This is a genomic window from Peptoniphilus rachelemmaiella, from assembly GCF_943169845.1.
Classification (GTDB): domain Bacteria; phylum Bacillota; class Clostridia; order Tissierellales; family Peptoniphilaceae; genus Aedoeadaptatus; species Aedoeadaptatus rachelemmaiella.
In genome coordinates this window covers 30,593-56,302 of sequence record NZ_CALPBW010000014.1, presented here as the reverse complement: position 1 = coordinate 56,302, position 25,710 = coordinate 30,593, and the positions used below count along the sequence as shown (strand labels likewise).

Annotated in this window: 25 protein-coding genes and 4 pseudogenes; 9 read left to right on the top strand and 20 right to left on the bottom strand. The window is 31.7% G+C overall.

The genetic code is table 11. From position 1 onward, the window contains the following. The coding region (locus tag KO087_RS07075; RefSeq protein WP_215508577.1) for a transposase at window positions 1-227 on the top strand (227 nt) is incomplete at its 5' end. Window positions 228-415: 188 nt separating this feature from the next. Here the strand turns inward: KO087_RS07075 and KO087_RS07070 are convergent. The 8 genes and pseudogenes from KO087_RS07070 to KO087_RS07035 all read right to left on the bottom strand — a co-directional run. Then, window positions 416-670: pseudogene (locus tag KO087_RS07070) on the bottom strand (hypothetical protein); the annotation flags it as partial. 194 nt (window positions 671-864) lie between these two features. Continuing rightward, window positions 865-1,116 (bottom strand): DUF3784 domain-containing protein, encoded by a 252-nt coding sequence (locus KO087_RS07065; RefSeq protein ID WP_349665974.1) that lies wholly within the window; start codon window positions 1,114-1,116, stop codon window positions 865-867. Between the two features lie 279 nt (window positions 1,117-1,395). After that, window positions 1,396-3,132, bottom strand: a complete 1,737-nt coding sequence (locus tag KO087_RS07060; protein WP_215508576.1) for an ABC transporter ATP-binding protein — start codon at window positions 3,130-3,132, stop codon at window positions 1,396-1,398. A 10-nt stretch (window positions 3,133-3,142) separates the two neighbouring features. After that, window positions 3,143-4,858 (bottom strand): ABC transporter ATP-binding protein, encoded by a 1,716-nt coding sequence (locus KO087_RS07055; RefSeq protein WP_215508575.1) that lies wholly within the window; start codon window positions 4,856-4,858, stop codon window positions 3,143-3,145. A 24-nt stretch (window positions 4,859-4,882) separates the two neighbouring features. Further along, on the bottom strand, window positions 4,883-6,274 hold the full coding sequence (locus KO087_RS07050) for an ATP-binding cassette domain-containing protein (RefSeq protein ID WP_215508574.1): 1,392 nt from the start codon (window positions 6,272-6,274) through the stop codon (window positions 4,883-4,885). Continuing rightward, window positions 6,267-6,968, bottom strand: a complete 702-nt coding sequence (locus tag KO087_RS07045; RefSeq protein WP_215508573.1) for an energy-coupling factor transporter transmembrane component T — start codon at window positions 6,966-6,968, stop codon at window positions 6,267-6,269. The genes KO087_RS07050 and KO087_RS07045 overlap by 8 nt, the downstream gene beginning before the upstream one ends. Window positions 6,969-6,992: 24 nt before the next feature. Beyond that, the gene (locus KO087_RS07040; protein ID WP_072470056.1) at window positions 6,993-7,574 is read right to left on the bottom strand and encodes an MptD family putative ECF transporter S component; all 582 of its coding nucleotides are present in this window, start codon (window positions 7,572-7,574) and stop codon (window positions 6,993-6,995) included. A 17-nt stretch (window positions 7,575-7,591) separates the two neighbouring features. Further along, the gene (locus tag KO087_RS07035) at window positions 7,592-8,185 is read right to left on the bottom strand and encodes a TetR/AcrR family transcriptional regulator (protein WP_215508572.1); all 594 of its coding nucleotides are present in this window, start codon (window positions 8,183-8,185) and stop codon (window positions 7,592-7,594) included. 329 nt (window positions 8,186-8,514) lie between these two features. On the opposite strand from KO087_RS07035, the pseudogene KO087_RS07030 reads away from it, so the two are divergent. Together KO087_RS07030 and KO087_RS07025 are read left to right on the top strand one after the other, a co-directional pair. After that, window positions 8,515-8,869, top strand: a pseudogene (locus KO087_RS07030) (plasmid mobilization protein). Continuing rightward, window positions 8,862-8,972 (top strand): annotated as a pseudogene (locus KO087_RS07025) (relaxase); the annotation flags it as partial. The pseudogenes KO087_RS07030 and KO087_RS07025, both read left to right, overlap by 8 nt. A gap of 124 nt (window positions 8,973-9,096) precedes the next feature. On the opposite strand, the gene KO087_RS07020 reads toward KO087_RS07025, so the two are convergent. The 12 genes and pseudogenes from KO087_RS07020 to KO087_RS06965 all read right to left on the bottom strand — a co-directional run bounded on the left by KO087_RS07020 (window position 9,097) and on the right by KO087_RS06965 (window position 20,912). Beyond that, window positions 9,097-9,576 (bottom strand): Csac_0668 family 2Fe-2S cluster-binding (seleno)protein, encoded by a 480-nt coding sequence (locus KO087_RS07020; protein ID WP_000700631.1) that lies wholly within the window; start codon window positions 9,574-9,576, stop codon window positions 9,097-9,099. Between the two features lie 398 nt (window positions 9,577-9,974). Continuing rightward, window positions 9,975-10,920, bottom strand: a pseudogene (locus tag KO087_RS07015) (IS3 family transposase); the annotation flags it as partial. Between the two features lie 357 nt (window positions 10,921-11,277). Beyond that, a complete protein-coding gene (locus KO087_RS07010; protein WP_002846220.1) occupies window positions 11,278-11,568 on the bottom strand; it encodes a hypothetical protein in 291 nt (96 codons plus the stop codon). Window positions 11,569-11,794: 226 nt separating this feature from the next. After that, the gene (locus KO087_RS07005; protein WP_215508571.1) at window positions 11,795-13,606 is read right to left on the bottom strand and encodes an ABC transporter permease; all 1,812 of its coding nucleotides are present in this window, start codon (window positions 13,604-13,606) and stop codon (window positions 11,795-11,797) included. Continuing rightward, a complete protein-coding gene (locus KO087_RS07000; protein WP_215508570.1) occupies window positions 13,590-14,285 on the bottom strand; it encodes an ABC transporter ATP-binding protein in 696 nt (231 codons plus the stop codon). Before KO087_RS07000 ends, KO087_RS07005 begins: the two co-directional genes overlap by 17 nt. Window positions 14,286-14,354: 69 nt before the next feature. Beyond that, window positions 14,355-15,395, bottom strand: coding sequence for a sensor histidine kinase (locus tag KO087_RS06995; protein WP_215508569.1), 1,041 nt, complete (start codon window positions 15,393-15,395; stop codon window positions 14,355-14,357). An 8-nt stretch (window positions 15,396-15,403) separates the two neighbouring features. Beyond that, window positions 15,404-16,084 carry a response regulator transcription factor gene (locus KO087_RS06990; RefSeq protein WP_215508568.1) on the bottom strand — a complete coding sequence of 227 codons (681 nt, stop codon included), beginning with the start codon at window positions 16,082-16,084 and terminating at the stop codon, window positions 15,404-15,406. Window positions 16,085-16,642: 558 nt separating this feature from the next. Then, window positions 16,643-17,788 (bottom strand): AlbA family DNA-binding domain-containing protein, encoded by a 1,146-nt coding sequence (locus KO087_RS06985; RefSeq protein WP_251374959.1) that lies wholly within the window; start codon window positions 17,786-17,788, stop codon window positions 16,643-16,645. Window positions 17,789-17,913: 125 nt separating this feature from the next. Next, window positions 17,914-18,771, bottom strand: coding sequence for an Abi family protein (locus tag KO087_RS06980; RefSeq protein ID WP_215508566.1), 858 nt, complete (start codon window positions 18,769-18,771; stop codon window positions 17,914-17,916). A 247-nt stretch (window positions 18,772-19,018) separates the two neighbouring features. Continuing rightward, window positions 19,019-19,552: an HNH endonuclease gene (locus KO087_RS06975; RefSeq protein WP_215508565.1), complete on the bottom strand. Its 534-nt coding sequence runs from the start codon at window positions 19,550-19,552 to the stop codon at window positions 19,019-19,021. Between the two features lie 216 nt (window positions 19,553-19,768). Continuing rightward, a complete protein-coding gene (locus KO087_RS06970; protein ID WP_215508564.1) occupies window positions 19,769-20,335 on the bottom strand; it encodes a hypothetical protein in 567 nt (188 codons plus the stop codon). After that, window positions 20,298-20,912, bottom strand: a complete 615-nt coding sequence (locus KO087_RS06965; RefSeq protein WP_215508563.1) for a hypothetical protein — start codon at window positions 20,910-20,912, stop codon at window positions 20,298-20,300. The genes KO087_RS06970 and KO087_RS06965 overlap by 38 nt, the downstream gene beginning before the upstream one ends. Window positions 20,913-21,278: 366 nt before the next feature. On the opposite strand from KO087_RS06965, the gene KO087_RS06960 reads away from it, so the two are divergent. The 6 genes from KO087_RS06960 to KO087_RS06930 all read left to right on the top strand — a co-directional run bounded on the left by KO087_RS06960 (window position 21,279) and on the right by KO087_RS06930 (window position 25,670). Then, complete coding sequence (locus tag KO087_RS06960; protein WP_000420682.1) at window positions 21,279-21,593, top strand: YdcP family protein; 315 nt, start codon at window positions 21,279-21,281, stop codon at window positions 21,591-21,593. 15 nt (window positions 21,594-21,608) lie between these two features. After that, the gene (locus KO087_RS06955; protein ID WP_000985015.1) at window positions 21,609-21,995 is read left to right on the top strand and encodes a YdcP family protein; all 387 of its coding nucleotides are present in this window, start codon (window positions 21,609-21,611) and stop codon (window positions 21,993-21,995) included. A 28-nt stretch (window positions 21,996-22,023) separates the two neighbouring features. Continuing rightward, window positions 22,024-23,409: an FtsK/SpoIIIE domain-containing protein gene (locus tag KO087_RS06950; RefSeq protein ID WP_000813488.1), complete on the top strand. Its 1,386-nt coding sequence runs from the start codon at window positions 22,024-22,026 to the stop codon at window positions 23,407-23,409. A 177-nt stretch (window positions 23,410-23,586) separates the two neighbouring features. Then, window positions 23,587-24,792, top strand: a complete 1,206-nt coding sequence (gene mobT / locus KO087_RS06940) for a MobT family relaxase (protein ID WP_000398284.1) — start codon at window positions 23,587-23,589, stop codon at window positions 24,790-24,792. A 42-nt stretch (window positions 24,793-24,834) separates the two neighbouring features. Then, window positions 24,835-25,056: a hypothetical protein gene (locus KO087_RS06935; protein WP_001009056.1), complete on the top strand. Its 222-nt coding sequence runs from the start codon at window positions 24,835-24,837 to the stop codon at window positions 25,054-25,056. A gap of 116 nt (window positions 25,057-25,172) precedes the next feature. Next, window positions 25,173-25,670, top strand: a complete 498-nt coding sequence (locus KO087_RS06930) for an antirestriction protein ArdA (RefSeq protein WP_000342539.1) — start codon at window positions 25,173-25,175, stop codon at window positions 25,668-25,670. The last annotated feature ends 40 nt before the right edge of the window (window positions 25,671-25,710 follow it).

Here is a 25,710-nt window from a genome sequence, read left to right as displayed (position 1 = left end):
GGATGGAAGAGGCAAAGAAAAGCGGGCTAAAGGAGTGGCGCCACTGCTTACGTGCCTACAACAACTGGTTCGAGGAGATCACCAACAGCTTTGATTACCCGTGGAGTAACGGCTACGTGGAAGGAACGCACAACAAGATCAAGACGGTGAAGCGTGTGGCTTTTGGGATGCAAAACTTTCATCATTTTCGAACCAAATTACTCTTTGTTTGTTCAAAAGATCGGTGATGGATGGCTTTTAGGAAAACAAAAAGGAGCCTAGTTTTCACTAGACTCCCCAATGGTTGACATAGAACCATATATTAATCAATACGTATCTTATAATACATTATATCATTCTGGAGCAAAGAAAGAAAAAAACAGCCCTCAAAAGAGCTGTTTAGATTATTATTTTCTTGTTTTAGTTGCATTACTTCTATTAGATTACCTACAACCATTGCTATAGGCAGTAATAAGATTAAAAGGACATTTAACGCCATAAACAACTTATCCTTTTCCTTTACCCCAAATATTAAACCTATTAGTCCAACAATTGGGCAGACAAACATCGATGTAAGCCCGGTTGGCCTTAGATTTGTATAGCTTTGAAATATGTCTACCGGAAGTAGGTAAGAAATTACAAATAGTACAAGTCCAAGTAAAAATAACTTCTTGCTTAAATTCTTCCTCATAAAGTCTTCTCCATTCTTCTAAGCTCCTAATTCTGCCTACAAGACTTTTCTTGCCATGCTCTATATACGACTTGCCGGAAAATAGTATTGCAAATTTTCCTTAAATAGCCATATTCCATTGAATTTCGCAAAGATTATTGTACCCATACCAAATACTAGCCACCTAATACTACCCTTTCACAAATCTCAGTCTGTTATTTGATAATAATCGCATAGAATCCAAATAAAATTAGGCTAATTCCAATAATTAATTCTACCAATCCCACGCGCTTGGCATCTGATTCTGTCTTTCTACCTGCTTTATAAGCTTCTTCAAAGCCGTTGATTAGATTATACTTCTTTCGAAAATAAATCTTATATCCAAATACGGTAAATGCAACGCCGAGCGTCATTAGTATAATTTTTAATATCAACATTCTGCCAACCCCTAAATCATTTTTATCCACTCGTACCTGCTTTCATTCAAATTAGCTTCATTTTGGACGAAAATCATTTGCTGTCCGCACGAAAATAAAATGTACTCCTGCCCGAACCTTCCCTGATGACAAAATACCCCTCACTTTATATAGTGAAATTTGTCCTCTTTGGTAAACAGAATTTTTATTTTTCTATAGTATTTTTGAGTTTCAATGATTAATTTGAACATAAAAAAAGGACTTATGCTATTAGGCATAAATCCTCTAATCTAAATTTTCTTCTTCAAAGACTTTAAATCTTTCTTCCTATCAATTATTTAATTTCCATGATTCTGCCTTAGCTTTTGCGTTGATAAGATCAGAATAAAGTCCATTATTTTTAATCAGTTCTTCGTGATTTCCACGTTCTACTATTTCTCCATCTTTTAAGACTAAAATTTGGTCTGCATTTCTTATGGTTTTTAGTCTGTGGGCAATCATGATGACTGTTTTATTTTTTGTAAGTTGTTCTATAGCTTCTTTAAGCTTATCTTCATTTTCTGGGTCTATATTTGCAGTTGCCTCATCAAAGATAATTATATCTGCATCTTTTAGCATGGCTCTAGCTATGGAAATTCTTTGTTTTTCTCCACCAGATAGGCTTGCTCCACCTTCTCCGATGATAGTGTCATATCCTTCTGGTAAAGCTTCTATAAATTCATGGCACCTTGCCTTCTTTGCAGCTTCTACAACCTCTTCATGGCTTGCATTTTGTTTTCCAAATTTTATATTGTTTTCAATAGTGTCTTCGAAGAGATATACATCTTGGAAAACTGTACTTATTAATTCCATAAGTGATTCTAACTTATATTTTCTTATATCTATTCCACCTATCTTTATACTTCCTTTATCAACGTCCCAAAACCTGGAAATTAGATTGCACATAGTTGTTTTCCCTGAACCTGAAAGTCCTACAATTGCAGTCATTGTATTTTCTTTAATTTTACAAGATATGTTTTTTAATATTTTTTTATCCTCGTAGGAAAAAGAAACTTCATTAAATTCTATATCACATTTTTCTGGATCTATGTTTTTGCCATCTATATCGATTTTAGGCATACTCATAGTTTTTTCAACTTCTTCAATAGAACTTGTTACTAGTCTTAAAGTTGCTAATACGCTACCCGTTGATTTTATATGATTAAAAGCTAGAAAGGACATTATTATACCCATTATCCCGTCTGAAATATTCATACTTCCCTTAAAAAATAATTGCAATGATGTTGCTATCATAATAACACTAAAGAAAGCTATAATAATATCTTGAATTATGATATAGGGAGTAAGACTTTCTTCCATATCTAAGTTTACTTTTTCATTCTTAGTAATAGACGATATTATTTCCTTATCTCTTATACCTTCAAGATTAAAAGCTTTTATTACAAAAAGCCCTTGTATATATTCTAGAGTTCTTTGCACAAGTTCTGATTGAGATTTTTGCCTAGCAGCAGAACTGACTCTTGACTTCTTTTCCATATAGGATACGGCGCACAAGTATAATAATGTTCCTATAAAAACAATACATCCTAGTTTAAATTCAAAAATAAAAATCATTAAAGTAAAAACTATTGAATTTATTAAACCACTTAATACACCTACTAGAATAAATGGTGCAGTATTTTCTATATCATCCAATACTGAAGTAGTTATTCCTGTTATATAAGCAGTATTATTTCTATTAAAATATCCCATAGGTACAGTTTTTAAAAGTTTCCCTATTTCTACTCTTTTATTAGCTACCATAAAATATCCTGCGTGTACCTGTTTAAGTTGGGCAAGAGAATTAAAATAGCTTCTTCCAATAATACTTAAAGTTAGTAATATTAAAACTATTAATGAAACTTTCATATTTTTATCATCTGAAAAGATGGAGTTTAATACAATGTAAATTGCTACAATCTGTAACATATTAAATATGGCGTAAATAAACTCAAAGACCACAGAGACATTTAAATTAGATTTCTCAAGATCTGCAAAGTTCCAAATTTTTTTAAGTCCACTAATCATTTTGCACTCCTTATTTTTTTAGATTTGCTCTCCACATATCTTTATAAGTATTGCTTTTATTTAGTAATTCTTCATGATTACCGGCACAAGATATTTTTCCATCTTCAACTAGAAAAATCTTATCTACATCAGTTACAGTAGATAGCCTATGAGCAATAATTATAACAGTTTTCCCCTCTATCAATTTAGAAATTGATTCTTGTAACTTAACTTCATTTTCCGGATCTATATAAGCTGTTGCTTCGTCTAATATAAGAATTGGTGCATTTTTAAGCATAGCTCGAGCTATAGTAATTCTTTGCCTTTCTCCCCCAGATAAATTACTTCCCCCAGAACCTACTATCGTTTGATATCCTTTTTCTAATGACATAATAAATTCATGACAACCCGAAGCTTTTGCCATTTCTATTACTTCATCATCACTAGCATTTACCTTTCCCATTCTTATATTTTCCATCACAGTATCATTAAAAAGAAAAGTGTCTTGAGATACAAATGCTACCAAATCATATAATTGTCTAAGTGGAATATCTAATATATTTTTATCTCCAATAGTAATTACTCCATCACTAATATCCCAATACCCAGCAATAAGCTTTGCTATAGTGGACTTCCCAGAACCTGAAGGTCCAACTAAAGCATTAACTGTATTTTCTTCTACAAATAAATCTACGCCCTTTAAAATTTCTTTGTTTTCATCGTATGCAAAATGTAAATCCTTAATATTAATTTCATAGTTCTCAAAATAAGTTATATTATCGCTATGAATCTGTTCATCAGCTGCTAAAATAGAATCTATTCTATTAACTGTTGTTCCTACTTGTGCTAAACTGTCAATAAAATTAATTGCGGCTAATAAAGGACCTGCTACTCCTAATGAAAGTATTATGACCATTATAAAACTACTAATTTCTAGGCTACCACCTATATACATCAAAAAACCTATAGGCAGTATCGTTATCAAAGTAGTAGGTGATATTGCTTTAGATAACGACATAGAAAATTGAGTCTTCTTCATCCATTTATAAAAATATTCAGCATTTGCATAAATACTATTCTCATATTTAGAATAGGAATTCTCACCCTGATTAAAAGTTTTTATAACCTCAATTCCATTGATATATTCGACAATTGACTTATTCATATTGGTATTGACCTCAACAGATTTAGCATAATCACTTGCGTAATCTTTCATAATTAAACCCATAAACATCATACCAACTGGAATTGAAACTAAAGAAAGAATTGCCAATCTCCAATCAATGATTAATAAATAAATAATGATAAATAGCGGTCCTAATATATTTGCTGTCATTTCTGGAAGCAAATGAGCTAATGGTCTTTCCATTTTTTCTACTTGGTCAACAATGGTTGTTTTAAATTCTCCGCTACTTGTGTCTATAATCTTTCCTAAAGGCATTCTAGGAAGTTTTTGAGCTATACTTATTCTTAAGTTCTTTAAAATTGAAAAGGTTGCTTTATGAGAAATTTTTAGTGCAAATGAATATAAAATTGATTTTAAGCTATATCCAAGAAATATAAATAGACATAGTAACATGTAATATTTGGTATCATGATTCCCTTGAATTAGATTATTTATAATGCTACTAGCAAAAATATATGGCATAATTCCACATAAAACCCCTATACTAGAAAGAAAAATAGCAAGTTTAATCCACTTTTTCTCTGTTTCTGCATATTCCCAAATGCGTTTTAAATAGTCCACAACACTCCTCCATTCTAAAATATTTTATTTTGAAAACTCATAAATATTACCCCCACAGTTTTTTATAAACTCATAATCGTGTGTAATAATTATAATGAGTTTTCCTTCTCTCTCCATATCGTGTAGGAAATTAATTAATGTATCCATCTGTGGTTTACATAATCCACTTGTAGGCTCATCTAAGATAATAATAGGTTTACTACTAAGCCTTGCTATAGCAATCAACAATCTTTGCTTCTCTCCTCCCGATAAACTTTGAGGATGTTTTTCAAGCTTTGATAATAATCCCATCTTTTCCAACATTTTTTCATTTAGGCTTTTATCTTCACTTACTGTTGATACTTCCGATAATACACTTTCTGTAAAAAGCTGGGAGCTAGGATCTTGCATTACCATAAAAATTTCTTTATTTTGTTTTGTAACTTTTTTTTGATTAACAAATACATCTCCGTGACCTTTTGTAGTACCGGTCAATAATTTAATGAAAGTACTTTTCCCTATTCCATTTTTTCCAATGATAAAATTTACTCCCTTATTAAAGGAAATACTGAAGTCAATAATTTTATTCTTTTCATATTTTTTCTTGAAATTATGACACGATAAATCTCCATTGCTAAAATTATTTTTATCATCCAATAAATTTACTTTATAATATTTATTAATCTCTAAATCACTTTTCTCTATTTTATTAAATGTTCTAAGTTCATATCCTTCTGCAATAGCTTTCAAATTATAATCATTTAAATCTTCTTTTTCGTATGAATTTAAAGACTCATTATCAATAATGCAGAGCCTATCCATTATATCTTTTAAATAAAATAATCTATGTTCCACAACAATTATTATCTTATTTAATTCTTTTAATTTCACTAAGGCTTCTTTTAACCTTTCTATAGATTCATTATCTAATGATGAAGATGGTTCATCTAATAAGATAATATCATTTTCAGAAATTGCACAAGCTGCAAGTGCTATCATTTGCTTTTCTCCACCAGATAAATCAAATATATTTTTGTCTAATAAGTATTCTATATTTAAGAGTTTTGAGTATTTCTTTATTCTATTGATTATCTCTAACATGTCAGTATTTCTATTTTCTAGCTGAAAGGCTAACTCCTCAGTGGAATTCATACAGTAAAATTGAGATTTTGGATTTTGAAATACATTTGAAATAATACATGATCTTTCAAATATATTTTTACTTAGTAAATCTAGGTTGTTATATTTTATTTCTCCACTAATATTAGCATCAAGGTATTCAGGTATTACCCCATTAATTGCTTTTAATAGTGTGCTTTTTCCACATCCAGAATGTCCTGTAATAACTGTAATTTCACCAGCTTTACATTCAAAATTTAGATTTTTTAAGATATTTTCATCATCAAAAGATAAATCAAGCTTTCTTATTTTAAGCATATTTTCTACCTCTTATATAAAAAAATAAAACTAAAATAGAAACAAAAAAAATTAAATAGTCAGCAAATGTTAACTTTGCTTCTCTAATATTTGATCTATTTTGATTGACAGCAAGACCCTTAGTTAATGAAGCTACCGTCAATTCATCAGCAGAATTTGATAGGGTCATCAATAGTGGGATTATCCTATATTCAATTAATAAAATAGGATTCTTTAAAAATTTCTTAAAACTTATATCCCTCAAATAAACAGCTTGTTTTATTTGTCTATACTCAATTCTTGTTGCATAAAAATATCTAACCATAACCGCAACAGGAATGGCTATCTGATCAGGACACTTCACCTTTTTTAATGAACAAATTGCTTCTCCTACACTAGTTGTTAAAATTATATAATTTCCCATAACCATAGGTGCAAAAACTCTTTTTATTATAATTATAACTATGTGTATAAGTGATAATATTATGGAATCATTTAATTCCCTAATATTAATTTCTATAATATTCAATATTATGAAAAATATGATTGCTTTAATCCCAGATTTTATATGTCCAGATAAAAATAATAAAAAAGTAGGGAGCATACATATTAATACATAATATATAGGATTTAGACTTTGAATATTTCCAATTGTCATTATAAAAGAAATAACCAACATTAAAAATAATTTTGCTCTAAAATCTATCCTTATCATATCTAATAACCTGCTCCCTAATTCTTACTTACCAATTTTTGAAAAATGTTTTTTCAAAAACACAATTCCTAAGCTACAACCTACAAAAGCACCAATAAATCCTAAAATAGCCATGACTATTAAAATCCAATCAGGCATAACTTTCATCATCGTGTCAATAAATTCTTGTTTATAACCTTGATTTAAAAGCTCTTGTACATACTCATTTCTTGAGATGATAATCGGAACATAGTTTCCTAAAGTACAAAGACTTGAAAAAGAAAATGCTAATCTAGATTTTCCTTTACTGTCATAAGAGCCTGATTTTAATATTATTTCTCCAATAAATCCTGCAATTGCTCCTGTTAAAAGTGCCCATGGACCATGACCCATGATGACATAAGCTAAAGATATTAGCATTGTTTGAATAAAAAGCATTCCTGGCTTCTTAATTTTTGTTGAAAAAAGCATGTTACTAGGTCCAACTAAAATCCCCTGTACTAATGGAACAATTGGCATCAAAACAGGAACCATAGCTGTAAATGAGCCTATTAGCATAAAAATAAACCCAAGTACCGCAAACAGACCAACATTAATTAAATCTCTAACTTCTAATTTTTTATTCATTTCTGAAACCTCCTTAGTTATCTATTTTTTTCTAAATCTAAAATATAATTTAAAATTGTATCTTTTAGATATTTCCTATTCTCATCATATGAATCTCTTGCATTAAGAACTTGCGAGCTTAATATCATTCCATTTATATAATTTACTAAAAAACCATCTTCAAAAATCTTTGAATCAATTCCTAATTTATTAGATATTGAATCTAATTGATTTACTGTTTCTGTTTTCAAATCTTGAAACATCCTCTCTAATTCTTCATTATATTTTTTTGATTGTAATAATAGAGAATAAACCTTAGTAATATCAGTATCTGGTAGACATTTATCCACTAAAATTTCACTCATCTGTTCATATTTATCTTGACCTATGTGAGCTTCTAAATAATTATCAATTAAATTATTTCTATACTGATTTCCGTCAAGCATTAAATCTTTAAGCATTTCAGCTGTGCTTTTATAATGATGATAGACGCCACCTGTGCTCATGCCAACTTCTTTAATCACATCTTCCATCGTTGTATTCTGAAATCCCTTATTCAAAAAACATCTCATTGCTGCATCTCGAATTTCTTTTTTTCTTATTTGACCAACTTTTATTTCCTTATCTTTCAAAAAATACCTCCAGTCATTCGATTGTTTTTCCGAGGACTCCCTCGGTTTTTATTATAGCTTAATTGGAAAGTATTTTCAATATCGATCAAATTATAAATTTTGCTCTACTCTACCATATACTTCTTAATTAATTTATTTAAATACGGTATAATTAATAAAACTTAATAAACGCTTTACGCTTATAACTTTAATAGCAAGCACAGTAAGTGTACGGACACTTACAAAAAAATTAATGGAGCAGACCTTTACGGAATGCTCCATTTTTTTAATTTTAACCTTGTTAGGGAGAACCCTAAGACCCCGAAATATATTTTATAAAGGACAATAAAATGGCAGATAGATTTAGAAATGAAGGAATAGAAATAAAATTAACCAAAGAAGAAAAAATTTTTTGAAAAGAAAATGAAACTTGCAAATTGCAAAACTATGTCCCACTTTCTTAGGAAATGTGTATTAGAGAAAGAAATTTATGTTGTAGATTTAGAACCATTTAGAAACTTACAATGGCTACTCTCAAATGCAACAAATAATATAAACCAGATCGCCAAGGCTACTAATACAACTGGCATTATTTACAAAAATGAAATTGAAGAAATGAATAAACAGATAGAAAAACTGTCAAGAGAAATATGGCAGATCCATTCCCTACTTCTTAATAAATCAAAAGAAAGTTCTGATGATTAGTGTGGCAATTACAAAAATACATCCTATAAAATCAACTCTAAATTTGACAATAGATTACATTACTAAGGGTGAAAAAACTGATGAAAACGTCTTGGTATCTTCCTTATTTACATCTTTTGTATCAACGCTATAGCTTCAACCCCTATGGTTATGGGGAACATATCCACGCTCGTAGATGGAAACATATCAAAGATTGGCTCTCGTTTGTAGGAACATATCGACTGTAATTATTTCATTTTCAAGCCTTTATCGATAGCTTCCTGAATAATCTTATGACAACAAACTCCCAACGGATTGTTTTCTTTACAATTAGAATTTTTCATTGCCCCAGTGATGGCATTTACTTCTTTTACGGATTTCGCGCCATGCTTTACAACTGCTTCAATTACCTGATTTTCTGTGACTTCGCTACAATAACAAGCATACTTAGGATCTGCATCTTTCTTAAACCAGATAGGAACTCTAACTTGGTCTTTCAAGAATTTTATTTCATTATCTAAGTTATAGTAAACAACGTCGCAGTCCTCGTTCATGCAAATCTTATATTGATCTCCGTTAACAGCATTACGATAATCATCTACCACTAGATGTTCAACAGTTACTTTACTAACGGAAATCCCTTCATTATTACATACAGGACAATTGTCTTTAATTTGATCCGGCTTTTCTGTTTTGCATCCACAACAACATTCATTATTAATCTTCATATTCTTAGCCTCCATATTTTCATTATAATTTCTTTTTTAAACTAGGTAAAGCCAATTTCATATACTTGTCATTTATTAATAGCGTCAAACATTTTAGCTGGTGTTAATTTACTTAGCTCCCTGTTGTCAGCCAACGCACGTGTAGCTTTTTTGTGTATAAACACATCAGCGTCATGTTACCCATTGCTCGGCATTCTTCTAATGAACCCAAATACATGGAATGGCAACCCTTTTTTAGACAATTTATAACCGAACATTATCAAGCTTGAAAGTTTCTTTAGATTATAAAATATATTCTCAGACAATCAAGGGTAAAGGCTTCGCCCAAATTTCGTTGAAATTTGCCCTTGACAGTCTGTTCATATATTTTATTTAATTTATGAAACTTCCAGAGCTTTTTATTCTGCTTTTCTATATTCTACTGGTGTTTTATATCCTAAAGATCCATGAATTCTTAGGTTATTATACCAATATACGTATTCTGCTAATTTTAGATTAAGTTCTTGGAAATTAGTAAAGTTCTCCTGATATATGAATTCTGTCTTCATTACTTTATTGACTGCTTCGCTTACTGCGTTATCATATGGGCTTCCTTTTTTACTTAGCGATCTTTTTATCCCAAATACCTTTAATATTTCTTCTATTTTTATATTTTTAAATTCTCTTCCTCTGTCTGTGTGAAATATTTTTATACGATTTAGTGGCTGCCTTATTGAGTAAAATGCTTCTGCTACTAGATTTGCATCTTTGTTTTTACCTGATGAGTATCCTATTATTTCACGGCTGTTTAAGTCTATTAAAACATATATAATTCCATGTTTTTCCTACTCTTACATATGTTAGCTCGCTTACTATTGCTTCTAAATAGTCTCTATTGTCAAATTATCTATTTAAAAGGTTAGGGATGTCTTCTTCGTTGCATTTGGATCTTATTACTTTATATTGTGCTACTGTATAGTTTGAGACTAGGCCATTTTTCTTCATTATTCGGCCTATTTTTCTTCTCGATATTTTATATCCAATTTTCCCTAGTTTTTTTTATTTTGCGTGTTCCATAGTTGTTTCTACTTCTTCTGAATATTTCTTTTATTTCTTCTATTAGTTTTTCATCTTCATCTAATTTCACATCTTTTTCTTTGTTCAAATGATAATAGACTAAACTTCTTGTGACCCCAAGTAGTCTACACATTGCACTAATGCTATATTTATCTCGGTTCGAGATAATGAGGTCTATTTTTTGCCTAACAGTAGTGCAGCTTGCTTTAAAATATCATTCTCCATTTCAACCTGTTTCAATTTTTTACGAAGTCTGATTATCTCTTTTTGTTTCGCATCCACATTATCAAAATGGTTACTCTAAGCAGCACACCAACTATTTATTTTTTGAGTTTTAAACTTTGGTAGAAGTCTTGAACTCTTTATATTTACATAACTATTTGCCTCTATCACTATTATGACACGAAACCCTGCACAATGATCTAAAATTTTCAATTCTAACAAGTCTTTTTCAGTATTTTTAACTTCATAAAAACCTCTTTGGCAATAATGCCTAATTCTTCTTTAGTTGTTAAAATTTTTTATTTTACCATCATCGTTCCCCTGATTTTCAATTAATCTTCTTAGGTTATATAAGAAGTACATATCTTTTTAATCTTAAAGTTTTTAAGTCTTCATTTTAAAATTTTCAATCTTAGATATTATTTAAATCATTCCAAAATGCTCTAAAGCATCTTCGATTGCTTTTTCTTTTTCTTCTGGGCAATTTGGCACTCTTTGATTTTCTTTCTTACTAAAATTATAATTTTCTCTCTCTATTAGACCATGTTTCCTTTTTATTTGTGCAATATATAGGCTTGAAACTTTTAGTCCGTATTTATCTAACACATACTTTTTAATTTCTCCATAAGTTGCGTCTTTTGAAAAGTCAATTTCAGATAATTCATCTTCCCCTATTTCTATATCTAAATGATGTTCTGTATTTAGTTTGGACAACAGAGCTACCGTCTCAACATGGCTTGAGTGGTCAGTATGGATAAATTTTAATATTTCTCAAAAGCCTCGTATGTGGGAATATGTCAATAAATAAACATCTTATAATTATTATATCATTTTAGAACTAAGAAAAAACAGCCCATAAAAGAGCTGTTTAAAACCTCTAATTGAACTAATTATAATACTACTAAGATGACCAACAAATATAGCTATAAGAAAGAATAATTTACAATTCATTTATATTGGCAGTTATGGACATCTTATTAATTCTCTTAATAGGTTTATAAGTTGAAAGAATTACTGAAATCAATATAAATCCTATCGAAATCATCGTTGGCAAAATTGGAAACTGCCAAATGGCATAGGAAAAATGATTTTCTATCAATTTTGTAAATATAATTTTATTCAGCAAAACACCACCAATAATCCCTATAAAACAGCCAAAGAAACCATAGGTTGCTGATTCAACTTTAATCATTCGCTTAATTTGAAGTTTGTCCATACCAACTGCACGCATCATTCCATATTGTTTTATTTTTGATGATACGCTTATGGATATGCTGTTGATACTATTTAATAGACTTACAAGACCGATAATCGCTATGAAACCATATACAAAAAACATAAATGCCATATATGTTCCTGTTGTCTTTTGTTCTCTACGATCGTTTATTGTATTCTTGTTCCCCATAATCTTTTGAACTTCATTTATACTTTCATTTGAAAAATTCTCATCAGTCTGTAACATGACTAAGTTATATCCATTTTCATTTGTTATCTGTTTGAATGTTTCATTTGAAGTTATTATTGTAGTTTTACCTCCAGTTTCACCATCGCTACTAAATGGATCATATTTCAATAGTCCAGCTATTTCAAAATCTTCTCCTTTAATTTTTATTTTATCTCCAATTTTATTATTGCTATCTCTATCCCAAGTGGATAAAACATAATGGCTATTGCCAAATACATTCGATAAATCACTTTTTCTCTTTAGGGCTTTATCTTTTTTTAGACTTTTTAAATCAAAATCATCATATGAGATAATATCTATTTTTTCTCTACGGTTAGATTCAGATTCTAAAATTGCATTTACATCAAAAGCGCTTCTTCTACCATATACATTTTTGACTCCATCTACTTCTTTTAATTTATTCAACAAATTTGGATCAATATTATTTGAAATATCCTTACTTGTAATCTCTATATCTGCTCTGGCAGAAGATTGTGGCATTATATAATTTACAAATTGTCCGAAAACTATAAATGTTAGAAACAAGATAATACTTAATGCAAAGGAAGCTGACATTAGAAATAAATTCTTTTTATTTTCTATAGCATGATTTATTCCTAGTGATTTTTCAATATGAAAGAATCTATTATTTACTAATTGTTTATTTCCTATATTAGATTCTGTATTTCCAGAAAGAGCCGCAATTGGAGAAATCTTAGAGGCTTCTTTCGCAGGTTTTTGTGCGGCAATTAAAACACTTGCAAGTCCTACCAGAACACCTGCTAGAATACCAGTTACACTTATTGTAAAAATAGGTATGTTAGAAAATTCTTCCCCAACTATATATCTTAGTCCACCACAAAGAATCCAAGTTGAAACAACACCTATTAACGTACCAATAGGAATAGCTGTTTTGCACCAATTTAGTGACTCTAACCTTACAAACTTTTTAATCTGACCTTTGCTCATACCAAGGCAACGCATCATCCCAAAAAACTTTGTTCTTTGAGCAATACTATTGTTAATACTTCCAGAAATCATTAAAGCGGCAGCTACAAGTATTAGAATAAATAATATTATCGCTACAGGAATTAAAGTTTGCCCCAAGTTACTTTTTAATACATCATTGAAACTAAAACCAGTATGCTTTAACTTCAATCTATCAATTTCCATTCGTAAGCCAATTTCAGCCATACTAAAAATTGCTGTTACCAAAAATACTGAAATAGCTATGCACATTATAGTTAAATGATTCTGTTTTTTACGAATTTTAGCTGATATTGGAATTAAACTAAGATAGCTTTTCATTTGTAGCACTTCCCTGATCAACTAGTATTCCATCTGAAACTCTTAAAACTCTATCTGCTGCTTGAGCTATCGAACGGCTATGTGTAATCATAATTATAGTTTGCTCATATTTCTGTGAAGATTCTTTTAGTAAACTGATAACCTCTGAACTATTTTTAGAATCTAGGTTTCCCGTTGGTTCATCTGCTAGAATTAGAGAAGGCTTTGTTATAAGCGCTCTACCTATAGCAACCCTCTGTTGCTGACCACCAGAAAGTTCACTTGGCAAGTGATTCTTTCTCTCTAGTAATCCTAATATATTTAATAGTTCTTCAAGATATTTTCTATCTGGTTTCTTGTAATCCAATAAAACTGGAAAGATTATGTTTTGTTCCACAGTCAACTCTGGAATCAAATTAAATCCCTGAAAAATAAAACCTATATTTCTGCGACGAAATACTGTAAGCTCGCTATCTTTCATTGAAAACAAACTTTTATTATTAATAATAACCTTACCATCAGTAGGTGTATCTAGCGCACCTATTATATTTAGGAGGGTGCTTTTCCCAGAACCTGACTCTCCTACTATAGCTATATATTCTCCTTTATCTACAGAAAATTTAATATCTTTTAAAGCATGCACTGCATTGTCGCCTTTTCCATATATTTTTGAAACAGATTTAACTTCTAATAAACTCATAAAACACCTCGATCTTATTCTATTTATTAAAGAATAACACTCCATTCCTACAATTAAATTACTAAAATCCTACAATTTTGTAGGATTTCTAAAAGTTAATATAAAATTAGTCCCATAACCTAATTCACTAGAAACTTCAATTGTGCCTCCATGTCCTTCGATGATAGACTTTGCTAAGGGTAGTCCTAAGCCTATCCCTTGCGAATCTGTTAAATGTCTACTTCTATAGAAACGCTTGAAAATATGATAAAGATCATCCTCATGTATACCAAAGCCATTATCTGTAATTTTTATCTGTAAAATAGAAGAGAATTGTTCCCATTCAATTTTAATTACATCACCGCTTTTGGTATGATCAAAAGCATTTTTCACAATATTATTTATTGCTTCCAATAGCCAATCTCTATCACAAGTAAGATTTATTTTTTCATCTCCAGAAACTTGTAGATGTTTTTTTTCACTTTTCGCACGGTATGTAAAGTGGAGTTCTACGTCTTTAATCATTGCATACACATTTTCATTCAATTTTTCAAGAACAATCACACCTGCATCAAACTTAGCTAACTTCAAAAGGTTTTGTATTAATGTATTCATTCGATTAAGCTCATGGTCTGACGCTTCACACAAATCTTTAATTGGATAATCTTTATCAACCTCATTAAAAATAAGTTCATTATATATGTTTAAAGCTGCTAATGGTGTCTTTAGTTGATGAGATATATCAGATATAATATCTCTTAGAAATTTCTTCTCTTTCGTTTCATTCTTGGCTCGGGCATTTAATATTGAAGCCATCTGATTTATGGAATTAAATAACCTGTAAATTGTCCCTTCTTTGTCAGAATCAATCTGAACATTATGATTGCCTTCAAGATACATATTGATTTGTGCTTCTGCATTTTCTATAATTTCTTCTTGGCGTTTTAAATAAAGATAAAATATACCAGGTGTCAAAAAAATAAAAATAAGACTTATAAAAATTGAAGGAGTAGAAATAGTTTTGAACTCTTTCCAAGTAAATATTTGAATTAATAAGGCGAATAAGATATTAACTGTAAAGATATGTTTGAAATATCTTTTATTGTTTTCATCTGAAAATACTGACATCATTGTTTACCTCAACAAGAAACGTTCCACTTATATCCCAGACCTCTAATAGTTTGTATCATTTTGGGATGGCTAGGATTGTCTTCAATTTTCACTCTAAGTCTGCGAATATATACAGTTACGGAATTATTGTCTATATAATTATCATTAATATCCCATAATTTCTCTAAAATTTGATCTTTAGATAGGACAATATCAGGATTTTTCATTAATAAACAAAGAAGTTTATATTCACCACTCGTTAGATCTAAAGCGTGACCATTTTTATAAGCAACACTTTCTGATAAATGAATTTTTATACCATTTGATTCGATATTTTGGTTATTATATTTTTCTGTTCTCCTAAGAAGTGCATTTATTCTTGAGATTAAAATACTTAATCTAAATGGCTTAGTTATATAGTCATCTCCACCAATATCCAGACCCATAATTACACTTGTTTCTTCGTCAGAGGCTGTTAGAAAAATAATAGGTACATCAGAGTTTTCTCTGACTTTTCTGCAAAATTCAAACCCTGATCCATCAGGAAGATATACATCTAAAATTAATAATTCATATTTGTTTTTTGACCATAAATCTAAAGCTTCGCTTATAGTTCTAGCTATATCAGCATTAAACCCTTGCTTCTTAAAAGAAAATGACAAACCATAAATAAGGCTCTTGTCATCTTCTAATAGTAATATCTTGTTCATATAAAATCTCCTGAAAATCATTAAATCTATGTTAGATTATACATTATAAGTACAAAAATACACTCAATTTAGTTTAACACCATTACCATTATAAGTAAAAGCAGACCCTTTACGGATCTGCTACTTGTTGATATCAATTTCAATTCCTGACTTAAATATTACTTTCAGTTTCTCTTCTCCACTCTCCTTATAAATATCTATCCTGTCTACACACCCCTACGATTTTTACCATCGATATGTTCCTACAAGGTATTTATCAAAAAAAATGGCTTTTAAGATCTCTTTAAAAATCCTAAAAGCCATTGATTTCAACAGTCTTAGAGTCTCTTATTTTATTTTCTTAACATCAAAACAACACTCTCGGCCGTCGAATCTTGCCAATCGAATCACCCTTGCGGGCGCTTCTCTTGGAGATTCTTGGCATGAGACCTACCTCTATTGCTACTTCGATTCGCTTTGCGAATCTCGTACCAAGAGGGTTAGGGCTTCAGCATGGCTCGAGTGGTCAGTATGAATAAAATTTAAGATTTCTCAAAAGCCTCGTATGAGGGAACATATTTATTCTAAGCTATTTCTAAATTCTTTTAACATTATATTTAAAACCAATGCGTTTTCATATTCTTCAACAAATGCTCCCTCTTTGTACTGAGGAAAATTCGGAATATTTGGCATATGTACATGTTTTAAATATTCGTTTCTCTTATACCAATTATTCCTAATAAATTCTTTAAATTCCATACGTTCTTCTTCCGATTGAAATAATAGTATTACTTCAAAGAATTCCTGTCTTGAGAACTCATCACTGAAGGTTTCTTGGAAAAAGAAAAACTGATTTAATTTGTAAAGAAAAGTACCCTTCGTAAAATATCTATATGAAAAATCCCAACTAAAGCTATTGTTTTTGTCTAATGTGATTCCATCTATTTCAGGGCAAGGCGTGAAGTACCTACCTCCATCTAAAGCAACTCCACCTAATTCTTTCAATAATGTCTGATGATATTTAAATTTTATATCATACCAATGTGGCCTTGAATCTGTTTGAGAAAAAAGATAATATCTATATCCATCTCTTTCTTCTCTAGCGCTTTCATATTCTATAGTGAATTCTGGAAAATACTTATAATACTTCTGCATCTCACCATATGGACCATCATTCCAATTTTCATAGTCTTCAAGATAAATCTCTAATCTCTCTAATACAGATTGAGTTAATCCGAATCTCTTCTTCCATAAAAATTCAACTTTATCTAAATCTGCTGATCTATCTATAGGTGTATTAGTATCTTGAATTCTCGTATAAATGTAATTTGCTCTAATTCCCTGAAAGTTATCTGTCAAATAATATGGTGTGTTATTGTCATTCAATATCGCTATTACATCAATTGTTTTACCTAAAATTTGATAGCTTTTTACATATACAGTTGGTCTTAAACCCCCAGCAAATTTCTTATCTTTTAGAAAATCAACGATATTTTGTGTATTTCTTCTTCCTTCATCTTCACTTACATCTCTAATGTTATAGTTATCATCTTCATCGACTCCAATTATTATAAACGCATCCTTACTTTCCAAATTATTAGACATACAAATAACATCATGAAGTAAATCTTGTTTACCTTTATTATCAGATCTATACCATTCTTTCTTAAAATCCCAATAACTGCCTTCTTGTTTTAAGTTGATTAAATCTATAATTTTTTCCATACCTGTCAAAAAATCACCTCCATTACTATTTTTGCTGATTTTATTATACCATCCTGTATTATGTAAAAAACAGCTCACTTGAAGCTGTTTTTAAGTAATTATTCTTTTGGCTTATTCTGAAATCATTAAAAAATGCTTTCCCAAGTCTCTATAAACCCTAAGTGCTTCAATTCTACTGTTGGATATTTATTAATTATTTCTAATAAGTCACTATAAAATTTCTCAAAATACTCTTGATTAGACAGTATCTTCAGATTAATAATACTAGCAAAGATAGTATTATTAGATATGCCTTGTCTTAAATATTCTCTATATAGCTTTGGAGTTTTTGTCAGTTTCGCACCATATAATCGTCCATAATGAGCACATATATTTCTTACATAAGATAAGTTTTCAATCCAAGATTCTAAATAAATATAGTCAACCTCGAATTCTTTGGCAATTTCTTTCTTATCTTCATTCTCCATATTCTTGTACATTTTAGAAAGTGTACCAAAACTTGCTACCTCTATTGCAGCATAGAATGGAATCTCTCCGCCTTCATAATTTTTTTCGAAGTTATGTATAAATGGTGATTTCTTATTTCTTTTTATTTCTCTTTCTAATTCCTTTAGGGTACTCTTCTGAAAATTCTTTTTCTTATAGTTACTTAAATCTTTATATCCAAAATTCCCATATTTTAATGAAAAGTAATTAGTAATTACAGCTCTTAAATAAACTTCTATATGCTCTATTAACGAAAACAAAATATGTCTAAGTTCCATATCAAATAAATATAGGTCAACTATATCTTTAAAAGTGGTTCCTTCTATGTACTTTCCATTTTCTTTTAAAGTTATACTATAAGCCTTGACAATCCTATAATAAGATACTTTGTTAAGCACACTTTTTGCATAACCTTTATCTTCTATTTCTAAACCTAAAGATATTAAGTTTTCAATTTGCTCGTTTAAATCTATTGGAGCTTGGTGGGACTTCTTCACTTTATTTCTCCTTATAATCAAAAGACCCGACTTGGTCCGCATTGTTAAGAGGCGTGTCGGGTACTGTTATTTATTATAATACAGTAATTACCGCGATTTGTCAATTTTTTCAAACTCACATATAGGTTTGTTTTTGCCATTGTTCCTTCTCTGTTTATCAAATTTAACTTAAACCCAGACTTGTAACTTATTTTTACCCCCCTATAGTCGTTTTTATACTGTATTTTATAAAAATTAATTTCATCCTTTAAATATTAACATCATATTTTCTTATTAATTTCTTAATTAAAATTCTCATTAAACCAGCTATCGTTGCAGAATTTAAATATGCTTGCCCAAAATGGTGTGTAGCATAATTATCCATTTCTTTGTCTAAAAATTCTTTGGCTACTTCATCTGTTAAATATTGATTAAATGGGGCAATATCATCTTTAAACTTTCTTTTGTAAATTTTTTCATATTCCTCTAATGCTCGATTTATCCAAAACGTATCATAATAATTTTCTTTATATGCTTTAAGCCAATCCCACATAATTTCAGGATCATAAACATTAGGATTTTCTAAATGACATCTTTCGCAAAGTAACACATAATTCGATGGAACATCTTCACCACCCAAGGATCTTGGAATTATATGACATCTCTCAAGGCTTCTCTTAGATCCACATCTCCAGCATCTTTCTAGTGCTTCCGATGCATCCACACTTAAGTCGCTTTCATCAATTCTAGAAAACCGATACTCACATATTTCTTCTTTCGATGTTTTCATTTCTTTAGTCATATATATACTCCACTTACATTCAACCTAAAAACTTCCAATATTTTCCAATAAATCATTTTTAACTTTATTATCTGCAAATATAATAATTCTTACGTAATGGTGCCACTTAAGATATTTAGAATCACGAAATATTTTTCCCTTTTAACAATTTATGTGTCAGTTCCATTATTAACTTTATTTAGCCCCTACATATGGTGTTAATCAATGTTAATTAAACTATACTGAATAGTCAAGGTTTCTAGCTAAAACTACATCTTTCTCATCTTGGTATATTGGTATGCAACTAATATCGAGTAGTTCATTTATTAAGAAAATTCTATCTGATTTATTAAGGCTAAAAATTAAAGCCTTGGACATAAAAAGTAGTGTCCCTGTACCTATTATTTGTAATTTTTCTATTGTTTTCGCTAAAAAACATTTAATCATTTGTATTTCTTCATTATAGTCATTTACGTCATCTGTCAGAATGAATTCATCTAATATGGCAATAGATCCTAATCCTCCGAATTCGTTACAATAAATATTATAAGCACTTGCTACATATTCCAAATCACCAGAAATACAATCTGCTAATGGCAACATATCTTTAAGATCATAAATGTTGAAAATATAAAAAATTATTGTAGCTATTCGCTTTTTAGCTTCTACTCCATCTGAACATAAATGATCAAAAAATACCATTTTCCCTTTTATGACATCTTCGTAATCGTGAGCGGATGTTAAAAAGATTTCGAAATCATTTTTTTCATACTTCTGAGAAAATCGATTGAATTGATGTGTCATCTAACCCCCCATACTCCGGTAACGTCAAAACTTTTATATACCCAGCAAGTACATTTGGATCAAGAATTTCTCCCTTAAATGCAATATGCTCTAAATCATCTATAAAACCCGCCTTTTTCTCAAATTCTATTTCTCTCTGTAGATCGAACTTGTTTAATAGCTTTATCTTTTCTACTTTCATCGCGTTTTCTTTATGGACGAAGGAAATGTAACTTGATCCTACAAATGCAGTTACATATAAATGAGGAATATACGCCTTTTTCTTTTCTTCTATTGTATATTCAAATAGAATTTTGCTGTTACTTGAGCTAGTAAAACTAATAGTCTCTATAAACTGATTGAAAATGTTCACTGTACTTCTAATATAATTCCATATATATTCAGATAAAGATAGGCAGTCTTCAACTGAAGGCGGCGAATGATTTTCATGCTCGATTAAGTTTCTGATATTTAGATACTTATTTAATGTCAAAGTTTTTATAATTTCAAAGTACTCTAAATCTCCTAGAAAATCTTTCTCTTTCCTTTTAGATTTATATTTTATCTTATCGATACCTAAATTTTTTCTTAGTTCCATAGAAGTTACATTAAATGCTCTTTTTTTAATAAAAATAGCATAAAAATCTAGTTATCCGCATAAAAACTGGACTTATCACACTTTATCAAGGTCAAAACCACTCAATTTACTACTAATTTACTACTTATGAATGAGCTTTGATACGACGATTTATCCTTGAAAAGTGAAGATATAAAGATACTTCCAATAAAATTTGAATATTTAATAGGTAGACACTTCAAAAAATGAGGTGTCTATTTTTTTACCCGATTTTGAAAGGAAGTGAACTTATGAAAACAAAAAATCAAGAATCAAAAGGTCGTTCCCCACTCTTTAAGACCATCAAACATTCATTCAGCCAATAAAAAAGAAAGGATAGGTAAAAATATGGAACTTAAATTTGTGATTCCCAACATGGAAAAAACATTCGGCAATTTAGAATTTGCTGGCGAGGATAAAGTCGTTCAGCGAAGAATCAACGGACGGCTAACTGTCTTATCAAGAAGCTATAATCTCTATTCTGATGTTCAAAGAGCAGATGATATTGTGGTGGTGCTTCCTGCTGAAGCTGGCGAAAAACATTTCGGCTTTGAGGAACGTGTGAAGTTAGTCAATCCACGTATTACCGCAGAGGGCTACAAAATCGGCACTCGTGGTTTTACAAATTACCTTTTACATGCTGACGACATGATAAAAGAATAAAGAAAGAGAGGAAAAATGATGAGATTAGCAAATGGCATTGTATTAGATAAAGACACGACTTTTGGAGAATTGAAATTCTCTGCTCTACGTCGTGAAGTGAGAATCCAAAATGAAGACGGGTCGGTTTCAGATGAAATCAAGGAACGTACCTATGACTTAAAATCCAAAGGACAAGGACGCATGATTCAAGTAAGTATTCCTGCCAGCGTGCCTTTGAAAGAGTTTGATTATAACGCACGGGTGGAACTTATCAATCCCATTGCGGACACCGTTGCTACTGCCACCTATCAAGGAGCAGATGTTGACTGGTATATCAAGGCAGACGATATTGTGCTGACAAAGGATTCTAGTTCATTCAAAGCTCAACCACAAGCAAAGAAAGAACCGACACAAGACAAATAGTCGCTAGGTAGAAAGGAGACTTTTTCGCATGAAACAGCGTGGTAAAAGGATTCGCCCATCTGGTAAAGATTTAGTCTTTCATTTTACGATAGCGTCACTCCTGCCTGTTTTCCTGCTGGTTGTCGGACTGTTTCATGTGAAGACAATCCAGCAGATCAACTGGCAGGATTTTAACCTATCACAAGCAGATAAGATTGACATTCCCTATTTAATTATCAGTTTCAGTGTCGCAATTCTTATCTGCTTGCTGGTAGCGTTTGTATTCAAACGGGTTCGCTATGATACGGTTAAACAACTTTACCACCGTCAAAAACTGGCAAAGATGATACTTGAAAACAAGTGGTATGAATCTGAACAGGTCAAAACAGAGGGTTTCTTTAAAGATAGTGCTGGTCGTACAAAGGAAAAGATAACCTACTTCCCTAAAATGTATTATCGACTTAAAAATGGCTTGATACAGATACGGGTGGAAATCACGCTGGGAAAATATCAAGACCAACTCTTACACTTGGAAAAGAAATTAGAGAGTGGCTTGTACTGTGAGCTGACGGATAAAGAGTTAAAGGATTCCTATGTGGAATATACTTTGCTCTATGACACCATAGCCAGTCGTATTTCTATTGATGAAGTAGAAGCTAAAGATGGTAAACTTCGCTTAATGAAAAACGTATGGTGGGAATATGATAAGCTCCCTCATATGTTGATTGCTGGTGGTACAGGTGGCGGTAAAACTTACTTTATACTGACACTGATTGAAGCCTTGCTTCATACAGATTCAAAACTGTATATTCTTGACCCGAAAAATGCTGATCTTGCGGACTTAGGTTCTGTGATGGCAAATGTCTACTATAGAAAAGAAGACTTGCTTTCTTGCATTGAAACATTCTATGAAGAAATGATGAAACGTAGTGAGGAAATGAAGCAGATGAAGAACTATAAGACTGGCAAAAATTATGCTTACTTAGGTCTCCCGGCACACTTCTTAATCTTTGATGAATACGTCGCTTTCATGGAAATGCTGGGAACAAAAGAAAACACCGCAGTTATGAATAAGCTGAAACAGATTGTCATGTTAGGTCGTCAAGCTGGCTTCTTTCTAATACTGGCTTGTCAACGTCCAGACGCAAAATATTTAGGCGACGGAATCCGTGATCAGTTTAATTTCAGAGTGGCTTTAGGTCGTATGTCTGAAATGGGCTATGGCATGATGTTTGGCAGTGACGTACAAAAGGATTTCTTCTTAAAGCGAATCAAAGGTCGTGGCTATGTTGATGTAGGAACAAGTGTCATATCAGAGTTTTATACTCCCCTTGTACCAAAAGGATATGATTTCTTGGAGGAAATTAAAAAGTTATCCAACAGCAGACAGTCCACGCAGGCGACGTGCGAAGCGGAAGTCGCAGGTGTGGACTGATCTTGCTGGCTGGTGTGGCAATAGCCACGCCAGCACTTAACCCCCCGTATCTAACAGGGGGGTACAAATCGACAGGAAACAGTCAAAAAAACATTAGAAAATCCTTTGGTTACAAGGGATTTACAAAATTTCAGCGTATGTCAAATGGGCTTTAAAAGTTGACATACGCCTTTTTGATTGGAGGGATTTTTACTGAATGAACAAACTTGGTTACAGCATTTAAAAGAAAAACGCTTGGCTTATGGACTATCTCAAAACCGTTTAGCTGTTGCGACTGGTATTACAAGGCAGTATCTAAGCGATATTGAAACAGGAAAAGTCAAGCCATCAGAGGATTTACAGCAGTCCCTTTGGGAAGCTCTGGAACGCTTCAATCCCGACGCTCCCCTTGAAATGCTGTTTGATTATGTAAGAATTCGCTTTCCGACAACAGACGTACAGCAGGTGGTCGAAAACATCTTACAACTGAAACTGTCCTATTTTCTTCATGAGGACTATGGTTTCTATTCTTATTCAGAGCATTATGCTTTAGGCGACATATTCGTCCTTTGCTCCCATGAACTGGACAAAGGAGTTCTGGTGGAATTGAAAGGTCGTGGGTGCAGACAATTTGAAAGCTATCTTCTGGCACAACAAAGAAGCTGGTATGAGTTCTTTATGGACGTTTTGGTGGCTGGCGGTGTGATGAAACGCCTTGACCTTGCCATTAACGATAAGACAGGGATTTTAAATATCCCTGTACTCACTGAAAAGTGCCAACAGGAAGAATGTATCTCCGTCTTCCGCAGTTTTAAAAGCTATCGCAGTGGCGAACTGGTACGCAAAGAGGAAAAGGAATGTATGGGAAACACCCTCTATATCGGTTCATTACAAAGTGAAGTTTATTTCTGTATCTATGAAAAGGACTACGAGCAGTACAAGAAAAATGATATTCCCATTGAAGACGCAGAAGTAAAAAACCGTTTTGAGATTCGATTGAAAAATGAGCGTGCCTATTATGCAGTCCGTGATTTACTCGTCTATGACAATCCAGAGCATACCGCCTTTAAAATTATCAATCGGTATATCCGTTTTGTAGATAAAGACGATTCCAAACCTCGTTCTGATTGGAAACTGAATGAAGAATGGGCTTGGTTTATTGGGAACAATCGTGAACGATTAAAACTAACCACAAAACCAGAGCCTTACTCCTTCCAAAGGACGCTGAACTGGCTATCTCATCAAGTTGCCCCGACCTTAAAGGTTGCGATTAAACTTGATGAAATCAACCAGACGCAGGTTGTAAAAGACATTCTCGACCATGCGAAACTGACAGACCGACACAAGCAGATTTTGAAGCAACAGTCAGTAAAAGAACAGGACGTGATAACAACAAAAAAATAACTCAAATACAAATTCATTGAATATAGAGAGGAGAACATTTTTATGAATTTTGGACAAAACCTTTATAACTGGTTTCTATCAAACGCTCAATCACTGGTGCTTTTAGCAATCGTTGTGATTGGCTTGTATCTTGGCTTCAAGCGTGAGTTTAGCAAACTGATTGGCTTTTTAATTATTGCGATTATTGCGGTTGGCTTAGTCTTCAACGCTGCTGGAGTAAAAGACATTTTACTAGAGCTATTCAATCGCATTATTGGTGCTTAAATAAAACCGTTCTTTTGTGGAATATAAGTGGTTTTCTTATGTTCCGCAAAGGAATGGTACACCAAACGAAGTGCGGTAGGGATTTTTGAATCTCTACAAAGAAAGGACGTGAATATATGGACGATATGCAAGTCTATATTGCGAATTTAGGCAAATACAATGAGGGCGAATTGGTCGGTGCGTGGTTTACCTTTCCCATTGACTTTGAGGAAGTCAAAGAGAAAATCGGCTTGAATGATGAATATGAGGAATACGCCATTCATGACTACGAGTTACCCTTTACGGTTGACGAATACACTTCCATTGGCGAACTCAATCGACTATGGGAAATGGTATCGGAATTACCCGAAGAATTACAATCGGAGCTATCTGCTCTGCTCACTCATTTTTCAAGCATTGAAGAACTAAGCGAACATCAAGAGGATATTATCATTCATTCCGATTGTGATGATATGTATGACGTGGCACGCTACTACATTGAAGAAACGGGTGCTTTAGGCGAAGTACCAGCTAGTCTTCAAAACTATATTGATTATCAAGCCTATGGTCGGGATTTAGACCTTTCAGGAACGTTTATCTCAACCAATCATGGGATTTTTGAAATCGTCTATTAAATCTGTCGGTACATTACTACTGGCAGATTTTCTATTTTAC

What these genes read in the sequence shown, in the direction of transcription:
- KO087_RS07060 (WP_215508576.1), bottom strand. Translation starts at nt 3,132, where the DNA reads ATGATTAGTGGACTTAAAAAAATTTGGAACTTTGCAGATCTTGAGAAA.
- KO087_RS07050 (WP_215508574.1), bottom strand. Translation starts at nt 6,274, where the DNA reads ATGCTTAAAATAAGAAAGCTTGATTTATCTTTTGATGATGAAAATATC.
- KO087_RS07045 (WP_215508573.1), bottom strand. Translation starts at nt 6,968, where the DNA reads ATGATAAGGATAGATTTTAGAGCAAAATTATTTTTAATGTTGGTTATT.
- KO087_RS07040 (WP_072470056.1), bottom strand. Translation starts at nt 7,574, where the DNA reads ATGAATAAAAAATTAGAAGTTAGAGATTTAATTAATGTTGGTCTGTTT.
- KO087_RS07020 (WP_000700631.1), bottom strand. Translation starts at nt 9,576, where the DNA reads ATGAAGATTAATAATGAATGTTGTTGTGGATGCAAAACAGAAAAGCCG.
- KO087_RS07005 (WP_215508571.1), bottom strand. Translation starts at nt 13,606, where the DNA reads ATGAAAAGCTATCTTAGTTTAATTCCAATATCAGCTAAAATTCGTAAA.
- KO087_RS07000 (WP_215508570.1), bottom strand. Translation starts at nt 14,285, where the DNA reads ATGAGTTTATTAGAAGTTAAATCTGTTTCAAAAATATATGGAAAAGGC.
- KO087_RS06995 (WP_215508569.1), bottom strand. Translation starts at nt 15,395, where the DNA reads ATGATGTCAGTATTTTCAGATGAAAACAATAAAAGATATTTCAAACAT.
- KO087_RS06990 (WP_215508568.1), bottom strand. Translation starts at nt 16,084, where the DNA reads ATGAACAAGATATTACTATTAGAAGATGACAAGAGCCTTATTTATGGT.
- KO087_RS06985 (WP_251374959.1), bottom strand. Translation starts at nt 17,788, where the DNA reads ATGGAAAAAATTATAGATTTAATCAACTTAAAACAAGAAGGCAGTTAT.
- KO087_RS06975 (WP_215508565.1), bottom strand. Translation starts at nt 19,552, where the DNA reads ATGACTAAAGAAATGAAAACATCGAAAGAAGAAATATGTGAGTATCGG.
- KO087_RS06970 (WP_215508564.1), bottom strand. Translation starts at nt 20,335, where the DNA reads ATGACACATCAATTCAATCGATTTTCTCAGAAGTATGAAAAAAATGAT.
- KO087_RS06965 (WP_215508563.1), bottom strand. Translation starts at nt 20,912, where the DNA reads ATGGAACTAAGAAAAAATTTAGGTATCGATAAGATAAAATATAAATCT.
- KO087_RS06960 (WP_000420682.1), top strand. Translation starts at nt 21,279, where the DNA reads ATGGAACTTAAATTTGTGATTCCCAACATGGAAAAAACATTCGGCAAT.
- KO087_RS06955 (WP_000985015.1), top strand. Translation starts at nt 21,609, where the DNA reads ATGATGAGATTAGCAAATGGCATTGTATTAGATAAAGACACGACTTTT.
- KO087_RS06950 (WP_000813488.1), top strand. Translation starts at nt 22,024, where the DNA reads ATGAAACAGCGTGGTAAAAGGATTCGCCCATCTGGTAAAGATTTAGTC.
- KO087_RS06935 (WP_001009056.1), top strand. Translation starts at nt 24,835, where the DNA reads ATGAATTTTGGACAAAACCTTTATAACTGGTTTCTATCAAACGCTCAA.
- KO087_RS06930 (WP_000342539.1), top strand. Translation starts at nt 25,173, where the DNA reads ATGGACGATATGCAAGTCTATATTGCGAATTTAGGCAAATACAATGAG.